This window comes from Ruminococcus sp. CAG:379 (genome assembly GCF_000434255.1).
In the GTDB taxonomy this organism is placed as follows: domain Bacteria; phylum Bacillota; class Clostridia; order Oscillospirales; family Ruminococcaceae; genus Ruminococcus_F; species Ruminococcus_F champanellensis.
This window is the reverse complement of the sequence record NZ_FR894924.1, coordinates 88,220-99,634: the sequence shown is the minus strand read 5'-3', so window position 1 is coordinate 99,634 and position 11,415 is coordinate 88,220. Positions and strand designations below refer to the sequence as shown.

8 protein-coding genes, 1 tRNA gene and 1 pseudogene are annotated in these 11,415 nt (G+C 51.5%); 4 read left to right on the top strand and 6 right to left on the bottom strand.

The window, feature by feature from the left end; translation table 11 throughout:
* A partial coding sequence (locus tag QVO51_RS10175) for a diguanylate cyclase domain-containing protein (protein WP_288168164.1) occupies nucleotides 1-1,746 on the top strand: 1,746 nt, incomplete at its 5' end.
* 44 nt (nucleotides 1,747-1,790) lie between these two features.
* Here the strand turns inward: QVO51_RS10175 and QVO51_RS10170 are convergent.
* Nucleotides 1,791-4,733, bottom strand: a complete 2,943-nt coding sequence (locus QVO51_RS10170; protein WP_022358306.1) for a rhamnogalacturonan lyase family protein — start codon at nucleotides 4,731-4,733, stop codon at nucleotides 1,791-1,793.
* Between the two features lie 991 nt (nucleotides 4,734-5,724).
* On the opposite strand from QVO51_RS10170, the gene QVO51_RS10165 reads away from it, so the two are divergent.
* Nucleotides 5,725-6,744 carry a dockerin type I repeat-containing protein gene (locus QVO51_RS10165; RefSeq protein ID WP_022358305.1) on the top strand — a complete coding sequence of 340 codons (1,020 nt, stop codon included), beginning with the start codon at nucleotides 5,725-5,727 and terminating at the stop codon, nucleotides 6,742-6,744.
* Nucleotides 6,745-6,906: 162 nt separating this feature from the next.
* Nucleotides 6,907-6,982: transfer RNA gene (locus QVO51_RS10160), tRNA-Lys, on the top strand.
* Nucleotides 6,983-7,024: 42 nt separating this feature from the next.
* On the opposite strand, the gene QVO51_RS10155 is transcribed toward QVO51_RS10160, so the two are convergent.
* Nucleotides 7,025-7,984, bottom strand: a complete 960-nt coding sequence (locus QVO51_RS10155) for a hypothetical protein (protein ID WP_022358304.1) — start codon at nucleotides 7,982-7,984, stop codon at nucleotides 7,025-7,027.
* Nucleotides 7,985-8,437: 453 nt separating this feature from the next.
* Here QVO51_RS10155 and QVO51_RS10150 point away from each other — a divergent pair, with 453 nt between their 5' ends.
* Entirely contained in the window at nucleotides 8,438-9,373 is a 936-nt protein-coding gene (locus tag QVO51_RS10150) for a uridine kinase family protein (RefSeq protein WP_022358303.1), read from the top strand.
* A 23-nt stretch (nucleotides 9,374-9,396) separates the two neighbouring features.
* Here QVO51_RS10150 and QVO51_RS10145 read toward each other — a convergent pair whose 3' ends face one another.
* The 4 genes and pseudogenes from QVO51_RS10145 to QVO51_RS10130 form a co-directional block, all read right to left on the bottom strand.
* Nucleotides 9,397-9,870, bottom strand: coding sequence for a GNAT family N-acetyltransferase (locus QVO51_RS10145; RefSeq protein ID WP_022358302.1), 474 nt, complete (start codon nucleotides 9,868-9,870; stop codon nucleotides 9,397-9,399).
* Nucleotides 9,871-9,986: 116 nt separating this feature from the next.
* Nucleotides 9,987-10,283, bottom strand: a complete 297-nt coding sequence (locus QVO51_RS10140) for a hypothetical protein (RefSeq protein ID WP_276795221.1) — start codon at nucleotides 10,281-10,283, stop codon at nucleotides 9,987-9,989.
* Between the two features lie 50 nt (nucleotides 10,284-10,333).
* Nucleotides 10,334-11,287, bottom strand: a complete 954-nt coding sequence (locus QVO51_RS10135) for a transketolase family protein (RefSeq protein ID WP_022358300.1) — start codon at nucleotides 11,285-11,287, stop codon at nucleotides 10,334-10,336.
* Nucleotides 11,288-11,290: 3 nt separating this feature from the next.
* Nucleotides 11,291-11,415 (bottom strand): annotated as a pseudogene (locus tag QVO51_RS10130) (transketolase); the annotation flags it as partial.

Sequence of the window (11,415 nt, the reverse complement as noted above, 5' to 3'; positions counted from 1 at the left end):
GGGATTCCCTATCGGCAGGAAGCCGTATTCTACGGGGACTTCTGGTCCTCCTCCGGGGAGCAGCTTGGTGCCCGGCTGGTGAACAAGGAAATCCCCATGCCCCAGGCCATTGTCTGTGCCAACGATGCCATGGCCATCGCCCTTTGCAACTATCTCACCAATCATGGGATCCAGATCCCGGAACAGGTTGCCATCAGCGGCTATGACGCCACACCGGAATGCCAGGAAAATCTGCTGTCCATGACCTCCTTCATCCGGGCAAACTATGAACTGGGGGTCTGCGCAGTCAGTCGGCTCTATACCCTGCTGATGGGGAAACAGTGTACCAATGTGCAGTCCCCTACCGCCAGCATTGTTACCGGAAGAAGCTGCGGCTGCGGAGACGACCTTCCGCACCTGGCACAGGAAATGGCATACCACAAGAAAATTGCCAACTATGAAGGTCTGTACAAAAACAGCAACATGGCTGTGTCTCTGACGCTGGCGGAAACCATCGACACCTGCATGAACCAGGTGTACAGCCACCTGTATATGATCCGGGATTACAAGGAATATTACCTGTGCCTGTGTGAGGACTGGGCTGGCAGCTGCGATGTGGCTGAGCCAACTGCTTACCGGAAAACCGGATTCCCGGAGAATATCACCATCAAGGCAGTGGTGGGGGCATCCGGAGATCTGCGGGATTACACCTTTCCGGCAAAGGATATGCTTCCGGCACTGGTGGAAGAACGGGAGGAGCCAAGAGCCTATTACTTTACGCCCCTGCATCACAACGACCGGTTCTTTGGCTACTCTGTGATCTCCTACGGCAGCACGCCGGACTGCTACGATGAAATCTACTGCCGGTGGAACGCCACCATCAGCACTGCCATTGAGTTTATCCGGGTACAGAATTTTCTCAAGAGTATGTACAACCGGGTGCATTTATCCGCCATCCGGGATTCCCTCACCGGCATTTACAACCAGGAAGGCTTCCGCCAGGCGTTGCAGCAGCAGTATAACCGGGCACGGGATCAGGAGCTGTCCCTGCTGGTCATGATCGCCAACATAGATGATTTGCGGCAGATCAATGACACTTATGGGCATCTGGAGGGGGACAATGCCATCATCGTCTTTTCCAATGCTCTGACCAACACCTTTACCAGCAATGAACGCTGTGCCCGGCTGTCCGGAGATCAGTTTGCGGTGGTAGGCAGCGGTGAATACGATGCCGATGCGGAGACCCGGTTCACCAATGCCCTCAACAGCTACCTGGAGCATTACAACCACAGCAATACCCTGGTGCCGAAAATCACTGCCAGTCTGGGCTTTTTCTGCGGACAAGTCCCACCCCAGAGCGGACCGGATTCCCTGGTGCAGATTGCATTGAATCAGATGGAGCAGAACAAGCTCCAACGCCGCACGGAGCGCAGCTCCCCCTATTATGCAGAGTTTTCCAAGCTGCGGGAGAAGATCTACGCTACCCCTTCCTATAACTGGAGTATTGATGCCATGTGCAAGGAAATGATCCTGAGCCGGGGGTATTTTCAGAAGCTGTACACCCGCTGCTTCGGCATCAGCTTCACCCAGGATGTAATCAACAGCCGCATTGCCCATGCCAAAAAGCTGCTGGCACAGACGGATCAGAGCATTGCTGTGATTGCGGAGAAAAGCGGCTATGATAATTATGTACATTTCATGCATCAGTTCAAGAAGATCGTGGGCATCACGCCCACGGATTATCGGCGAAAAAAACGCCAGGCATAACAAAAACAGTCCGGAAGGAATTATCCTCCGGACTGTTTTCATCTTTACTTTGCAAGCAGTCTGCGCAGCAGAACCAGATCAAATGCGTTCACCGCACCATCTCCGTTCAAATCTGCCCGCACTGCCTGGTCTGCCGTCAGAGCCGACCGACGGATCAGATACTGTTGCAGCAGCACTGCATCGGAAACGGACACGCTGCCGTCTCCGTTTACATCCCCCTGGATGGACTTGGCCTGCTCCACAGCCAGAACCGTATAGTTGACACAGCCGGCAGACTGACCATTGGTACCCAGGGTGATCTTCTCCCCGGCAGCCGCATCCCGGCTGTACAATACAAAGGATACATCCTTATCATTGGCTGCGGTTAATTCCGTTTTGCTCCAGGTAGAAAGCCATGCTGGTACGGTTGCGACTCTGGAATCCAACAGCACATACACAGTCATGTCCGCACCGGCAGTAAAGGTTGCCAGATCCGTGCTGACATTCTTGGAATCACAGGCGGTCAGCAGCGCTTCCGCCCCCTGCAGCTGTTCCGGCAATGCCGCATACACCACGTCCCGGTCGCCGAACAGCAGACTGCCGATACCGGTATTGGTTCCTAGCTTCCAGTTCTGATAATGCGCTGTATCCAGCACCTGTACATCCCGGAACAGAGTGCCGTTCATGGGATCCACAACGATCTCCAATGTCCACTTTTGATTGTCGCTGCCGTCGCATGCCCACTGTACCACATTGGCGCCATTGTCCGTGGAGCCGCCGGTCACGCCGATACAGCTTGCGTCCTTAGTAGCCTTGGTGGTAATGGTATAGCTGCCGTCCCCATTGTCCACCAGCTTGAACAGCTGGGCATCGCTGTGGGTATTGCTGTAAATGCCGATATTGGTGCCATTGTCCGTCTTGCCGTAGTCCAGATCCAGCAGATAGGTATTTCCGTCCCCGACCCGGGAATAGAGATAGTAATAGCCATCTCCTCCGTCCCGGAACTGCCAGCCGTTTGCCGTACCGTTGCCCTGCTGCACGTTGGTGCCGTTGGCTGCTGTACCATCAGCCACCTCCAGACACAAACCGCTGTTCACATTGCGGATCCGGTAGGTGTGGGCAGTGTTGATGACTGCGCCGGTCTTGCCGGGCACCAACGGTGTGCCGCCCAATACGGTCACTGTGGGTCTTGCCGGCAGAGGCTGATCCGAGCCAAGATAGAAGCTGGGGTGGGGCGGCTGGTTGTAGGCAATATTCTGCCCTGCCACCTGGGTTCTGTATGGTACATCATGCATCAGCGTGGTGATCCGATAGTCCGTATCATAGGGCGTACAGTAGATCCGGATGGACTTGCCGTCACTTGCCCGGACGATCAGTTCCTCACGCCAGTCCCCGAACAGATCCGCTGACAGACAGGGTGTGCCCTTGGTGGTGTTGCAGGTATAGTATCCATCCGTCGTCAGAAGGGTGGTCAGCGTGCCGTCCGTCTTGACCTTGCTGATGGTTGCAGGGGAATCCGTATAGCCATCCAGGATCTCACGCTCCAGATCCCCGTCCCAATAGCTCAGAAAATTGATTGCCGGACGACGCATGGAAAGCTTGGTGCCGCTGCCGTTGAATACGTCATTGCCAAGTCCCCAGAATTCCGCACCGGCATTGCCTGCCCAAACGTTATCCGCACAGCATCTGCCGGTATCACTGCTGCCATCCACATGGAAAATGGTCTGACCGGTTTTGCCGTCCAGCAGGGATACCCCGTAGGGTTTATCCTCATGGCAGACCCAAACCTCGATGCCGGGACGGTTGGGTAGCAGATCTCCCACATGCAGCGCATCTCCATGTCCCTTATTGGTGCACCACAGCACCTTCCCGTCATCATCCAGACAGGTAGCACCCAGGATCAGCTCCTGCTTGCCGTCACCATCCACATCCGCAGGCATACAGTTGTGGTTGCCGTCCCCATACCCCTGCGCAGAGGAGGAGTTGCCCGTATCAAAATACCAGCGCTGTTTCAGCTTCTTGTCCACCACGTCATAAGCGCAGGCGGTCATTCGAGTATAATAGCCCCGAACAGTAACTGCGCTGGGACGTTCCCCGTCCAGATACATCACCGCACCCAGGAACCGATCCACCCGGTTGCCGTATTTATCTCCCCAGGCTGAAACCGTGCCCCGCCCCGGGTTGTAATTGATGGTATCCAAAGCTGCACCGTTCTTGCCGTCAAACAGGGTCAGATATTCCGGCCCCGTCAGAATATAGCCCTTGGAATTCCGGTATACCTTGGAACCGTCCCCAATCACCTTGCCGGTGCCGTCCACTGTGCCGTCGGAGGTTTTGCATACCAACTCGGCAATGCCGTCCAGATCGTAATCCGCCACCAGCATCTGGGTATAATGAGCTCCGGCACGGATGTTCCAACCCAGATCGATCCGCCAAAGCCGGGTGCCGTCCAGCTTGATGCAGTCGATATACACCTTGTCTGTTTTGCCGCCCTTGGAGTTGTCCTGGGAGTTGGAAGGGTCCCACTTCAGAAAGATCTCATACTGCCCGTCGCCATCTGCATCGCCCACAGAGCAGTCGTTGGGCGAGTAAGTACAGCCGCTGCTGGTGGGTGGATCCAGATTCAGCTGAAAATAATTGGTGTTGGAGGTCAGCTTACAGGTATCATTGGTCTGCACCGTTCCGCCGGAAAGCATTTCCACCCGATAAGTATCGCTGGCGCTGCCGCCCTTGTCCAGGTAGCTGGTGGCATCGCCCGCATCGCTGGTGTACACCAGGGTATTGCCCCGGTACAGCCGGAACACTGCATCGTCCGGATCGTTGGCAAGGAACCGCCAGTTCACCAGCATGCCGGAACCGGTATTGATGGCGCAAATGCCCCGATCCAGGTTCTCCACCACACAGCTTTTGTCTGCGGCAGCGGCGATGGACACTCTATGGCTCATACCCATCGCTGCCAGGTTCAGACCCAGCGCTCCTGCCAGAAGCAAGGAACCGATTTTTTTCATACATTCATCCCCCTGTTTTGTCTGATTGTTTTCTGTTGCAGCTATGCCTTCTTTGGGCATGCTATCATTGTAACACATCATTTGTACATTTTCAATTCACAATTGGGGTGTTTTTATGCACAATTGTACCATATTTCATGCTACAGAAAAGTCGAAAAACAAAGAATTGGAGGAAAGCAGATATTTTCAGATATTTTTTTGTTTGAACATGACCCATTTGCCTTCTGAAATTCGTTTATATATGTGAAGGCGATAAAATGATTTTACTATTATTTTACATGGTAAAGAGTAGGAGAATCACGTCATGCAGTATACCTACCATACCAGGCAGATTCGGTGGAGAGGACAAATCGCCTATACCTATGATATCTGCACTGCATCCAATGACTTGATTCTGGTGAAAGATTGTTCTGCCAACGAAACGCTGGTAAAATGCTCATTCACATGCTGTCCGATGATGCCGTTTCACCATTGCATGCATTGGACATTGTCCGGAAATACCCGGACTCCTGATTTGCCTCGCCGACATTCTTTTCCCATATTTAACAAAGCCCCGATTTCACCAGAATCGGGGTTTTCCCCTTTTTGGAGACGATGGACGTGCATCTATTGAGAGACGCAGTTGAACAATTCATGATACAAAGCATTTCCGTTGAACCGTTCGAGCATGGGGACACTTGGTTTGATTGATGATTACTTTTGTATACATGCAAATTAGAAATAATCAGAGATCTTCACAAATTTTACTTGACTTTTCCTGATTTTGATGTATAATAGAATTAGTAGAGATGAAGCATACCAGCACCTTACGATCATAGGAGGTGATAATTGTAACGAACTATGAATACAAGGTATTCATACATCAGGTACTAGTGGTTCCTATAATTCTGGTGTACGTATTACCGATGATATTCTTAAATTTTATTACGATAATAATCATATCATATAGCAGAAATTACATATGCTACAGAGTAGAAGGGAGTTGTTTTATATGAAAAAGAAGTCCGCTCAGATGTTATCCTTTGGAATCACCGTTGCTGCCATGGCGAATTTGGCAGTCAGCGTGCAGGCAGCAGATCTACCCTATTGCTGGGGTACCACCGACAGCGATGTATTCAGCAATATGCAGCAGCTGGACGACAAAGGCATGATGGCTTGGGTCGGGAAGTCTTATGGCGCACAGGATCACTACAAGGTGTTGGCAAAGGAAAATTCCAGTGACACTGCATGCAGTTCCTTTTATGTGGCATACATCAACGAAAATCAGCTCCGCTTTACGCTGCGTCCAGACCTTAATGCATACAATCAGGCGGTGGAAATCATCAAGCAATACTACCCGAATCTTGCGTGCGGTAAATATTCCTCTGAATCCGATGCATACCTGTATCGGATTGTGGATCCTTTTGCCCCCGAGGACACTTATGAATTACAGAATTTGCAAACAGAAGTCAGCTCTGCTGAGATTGCCGACGCTCTCATGCGTGATCTTGCAAAAGCCGGACTTATCTCCGAGTTTTATTCTTGGGGACAGACCGCACGTTACTATGAGGTACAGAAGCTCCGAAGCGAAAGCGGGCTAACCTATCACAGTGATACCGATGTGTCTTGGACCGCAGTTGAGGATTACCTGCGTGCCAAAGGACTGGATTGGACAGTTGTAAAGCATGACTATTATTATCAAATCACGCCGAAAGAGGCATGCGCCTTTGAAACAGAATTTGCGCTCGCAGCAGATCTGTATGAAGCCTATGACCTTCAGCCGGAATATCTCTGTCCCGAAAGCATCACGAATTCTGTACTGGGCACAAACAGCCTGGCAGTAGACGGAGATATCAATCTGGACTGCAGCATTGATATTGCGGACACTGTCCTGCTTGCCCGGTTTATTGCTGAAGATCAAGAGATTGAGATCACCGGCACCGGTATTGGCAATGGTGATCTGGACAAGGACGGCAGTGTTACCATGTCGGACGTATCCGTTCTGCTGCGACAGCTGGCAAATCTGGATTGATTCTGCCACACAGCATTTTCTAATAGTACTAACCGCCGATGTGTTTGCGGCACATCGGCGGTTTCTTTTCTGTTTGAACACAGAGGCATCCCAAAAATTCTGCACTTTCTTTTCAAAAAAGCTTGACAGATCCAAAAAACTTTGTTATAATATAACTCATGTGAGACATTAGCTCAGTCGGTAGAGCATACGCCTTTTAAGCGTAGGGTCGAGGGTTCGAATCCCTCATGTCTCACCATGACAAAAAACCCCGATCAAATCGGGGCTTTTTTATTTTGCCTTAACCGATCTTGATGAGTCCGTTCCGCTCCAGATTATGCAGGAACAAGAACCGTGCCTCATCCCGGCACTCCGGTTTCATAAGATAATACATATAATTCTCCAGCAAAAACAGCTTGCTGGCGGTACGCCCTTCGATCTTGAACTGATGATACCCCATAGGCAGGTACTTCTCCCGGATGGCATCCGGGCTGATGTGATGGGAACACTTCATACTATCAAAAATATTATTGCCCTTGGAGGGGCATTTGATATTCTTCTTCACCGTATCCGCAGAATAATCGGACATATTGAAGGGCTTATCCGGATGCTTCTTCATATGCTCGTTGTAGGCAATCTGCTGCAAGCCTACCAGCCGATATTCCTCGCTCCGGAAGGGGCACCTGGGCGCACAGCAGGAATTGATCAGCAGTTCGCACTTTTCCTTGTGGGGCAGCTGCTCCAGAATATCAAAGTGATTGTTCAGATCATAATCCAATACCACCACATGGTAGTCCTTCTCCAACTCCTGTCGCACCAGCTCCGGATCCGTCAGACGCTTACAGGTGGAGCTGGTGATTTTATACTTCGGATACTTTTCCCGAATGTAAGCCTCCAACAAGGGGGATGCTACAATTACCTCATTGAGTCCATTATTGGCAAGGCGCATGATCATATTGCAGTATTCGTCCTTCAGATGTTCCTCCTTCAGCACAGGGTTCGTGAAGGTGAACCGCAGTGGCATGCCCAGGTCGTTAAATGCCGCCAGAATATTGCGGATGGTAGCCTCGTCACAACTATACCCGCCGATGGTTCGACCACCGTTCCATACAGCCGGAGAGAAAGCGTCGTAAAAAGAGGCAATCTCCGCTTCTTCCCGGAAAAACTGCGGCATATTCCGATACATATTGAGAAACACCAGATTGAACTGTGCATTGATCGTAAATCCAGGCATATGGAATCTTGCTTTTTTCTGCTCCATGATGAACGTCCCTTCCTGTGTAAAAATGATAATCATCTGTTTTTATTTTAGCACAGGCCAATTGAAAAGTCAACCGGATGCATCTGCGGAAGAGACACTCCTACCGCTCCCCGGCAACTGACGTATGCCCACACGTCGCAGAATACTCAACACAGAAATACTGTATTTTTGACTGCGCCCTCAGCGGTCCATTTGATAATCTGGGGTTTGCCCGGCTTCCACCTGCCCGGACTCTCTGTGAGATCATGATTACCGTTATCTCCGCTTCAACGGTTTGCAACCTATTCAATTTGCTACAGTATAGCACAGCGCCTGTGCTTGTCAAGAGGTTTTTTCAAACTTCCGTCTGCCATACAAATGCCGCCCAGTGTCTATTGTCATTTTCTCCGGAACATGCTATACTGTAAAATGAACCGATAACGCATGCTACCTGCATGCAGAAAGGGACATCTTATGAGAAAACTGGAAATTTCCATGCTGAATCAGCAAATGCATACAGACCCGATCTACGCCATTGCCGAATCCGAGCAGCGCTACACCCAGCAGCTGACCCGGATCGCTCTGGATATTCTGAAGCACCGGAAGGAAAAGCCCATTTTGCTGCTGTCCGGTCCATCCGGCTCCGGCAAAACCACCTCCGCCCTGCGGATCGAACAGCTGCTGGAGGGCTGGGGATGCGCTGCTATGGTACTGTCCATGGACAATTACTACCTGCCGGAATCCCAGACTCCTCAAGCACTGAACGAGCACGGGGTCGTCGACTACGAATCCCCCTACCGGCTGGATATCCCCCTGCTGAATGAACATCTGGAAAGGCTCTCCCGGTGTGAGCCCATCCAGCTGCCGGTATTCAATTTTGCAAAGCAGTGCCGGGAGCCAGGCAAGACCATTCAGCGCAGACCCAATGAATTGGTGATCCTGGAAGGGATCCATGCGCTGAATCCGAAGGTCACCGGCAATGCAGGCGCCTTTGCCTCCTGCATTTATGTCAGCGTCCGCACACGGCTCCAGGCAGAAGACGGCGCTCTGCTGCATCCCTCCAAGATCCGGCTCATGCGCCGTCTGATGCGGGATCGGTTTTTCCGGGGCAGGGAGCCGGTGGACACCTTCCGGCTGTTTGAAAGCGTCAGCCGGGGAGAGCATCAGTACATCATGCCCTTTAAGCATCGGGCAGCCTATCAGATCGACACCTTTATCGATTACGAGCCAAGCGTATACCGTTCCATCCTCCTGCCGGATCTGCTAAATATCGCAGACACCTACCCGGACTACGCCCAGTATGCGGACATCGCCGCATTTCTCCAGGCGCTGGAGCCGGTGCCCCAGGATCTGGTACCGGGAATCTCCCTGGTGCGGGAGTTCATCGGCGGAAGTACCTTCCACTATTGATATCCATAACCCTATAGGAACCACTACAACCTACAGACCATAATATATTCTTCCTCATTTTCATCAACAATTTGAAACCCCACTTTTTTATACATCTTCACTGCATAATTTTGTTTTTGAACGGCTAACGAGGATTGTTTATAACCACAGTCTCTCAATTCATGCAACATCGTTTTCATTAGTTCTGTGCCAATCCCATAATTACGATACTCTTTCAAAAGAGAAATTGCAAAGGATGGAGTTTCATCATCTATATGCCCGTAATCATCCATAATACGAACCCATACAGCTCCGACTACAATCCCATTCGATTCCGCAACAAAGGCAATATCGCCTATTCTGCTTCCGAAGCCATCAACATACACACGCAATTCCGGCTGGTTGATTATTTCTCTGGGCGGAGCTTCTACTCCTTCCGGAATAAAAATTGCCTCATATAAAAAAGTATCCAACACTTTGGTTTCTTCCTGCTTTATTTTTCTGATTACGTATTCCACAAAACCCTCCCGTTTTAGATCAGCAGTTTTCTTAAGACATACAACAATCGTCCGGAACGCATCCTGTCCCGGGTGATTTTTCAGGCAGAATTTCGCAAGATTTGCGGGGTGTTGCCCTAACTATGAGGCTCCTCTTTGTCTGAGGACGCCTGCCTGCTCCGGCGTTTGTTCCGAATCGCCTCCCGGATCAGAACAAAGGGCAGCATCCATATGCCGTAGTCCAGCAGGCATACTACCGAAAGCCACCGGATCGGCGAAAGGAAAAATGCAAGAAACAGCAGAATACCGCCGATCAGAGGAAATCCGGAGATAAATCTGCCTGTTTTTTTGCTTTGAAACATGGCAATATAGTTCATCGCCACAAAGAACATGCCGATGGTGCCGATGCAGATGCACCAGATCCAGTCTCCCATACGTACCCCCATGCAAAAGGGCAGCATCTTAACGGTGCCGCCCTTTTCTCTTACTTCTGCTTTCTTGTCATGGCTGCCTTGGTAACAGCCACAATATTGGATGCGCACAAGCCGAATTTCTTCAGCAGTTCCACCGCCGGGCCGCTGTATCCGAACTCGTCGTTGACACCGATCCGTGCCACCGGTACCGGACAGCAGCCGGTGACTGCCTCTGCCACCGCAGAGCCAAGACCGCCGATGATGCTGTGCTCCTCCACGGTTACCAGCAGACCGGTCTGCTGTGCCGCCTTGCAGATCAACTCCGTATCCAGAGGCTTGATGGTGTGAATGTTGATGACCCCTGCGTCAATTCCTTCATTTGCCAAGGTCGCAGCAGCCTCCAGTGCTTCGGAAACCATCAGTCCCGTGGCAACAATGGTCACGTCCTTGCCCTGCCGGAGGGTGATGCCCTTGCCCATTTCAAAGTGATAGGTTGCCGGATCGTTGAAGATGGGAGCAGCCAATCTGCCGAACCGCAGGTACACCGGGCCTTGATACTTTACCGCAGCCTCCACCGCTGCCCGGGCTTCCACATCGTCCGCCGGGTTGAGGATGGTCATGCCAGGAATGGTGCGCATCAGGGCAATATCCTCGTTGCACTGGTGGGTAGCACCGTCCTCTCCCACGGAAATGCCCGCATGGGTGGCGCCGATCTTCACGTTCAGGTGGGGATAGCCGATGGAATTGCGCACGATTTCAAAGGCACGGCCTGCTGCAAACATGGCAAAGGTGCTTGCAAAGGGGATCATGCCGGTGGTGGCCAGACCCGCTGCCACGCCCATCATATTAGCCTCGGCAATGCCGCAGTCAAAAAACCGCTCCGGATACTTCTTCTTGAAAATGCCGGTCTTGGTTGCCGCCGCCAGATCTGCATCCAGAACCACCAGGTTTTCATAGGTTTCGCCCAGTGCTGCCAGCGCCTCACCGTAGCTTTCTCTGGTCGCCTTCTTTTTTACATCAGCCATTGCTTAACCCTCCAGTCCGGACAGCTGCGTCCGCAATTCAGTCATTGCCTGTTCATACTGCTCCTGATTCGGGGCAGTGCCGTGCCAGCTGCACTGGTTTTCCATAAAGGAAACCCCCTTGCCCTTGA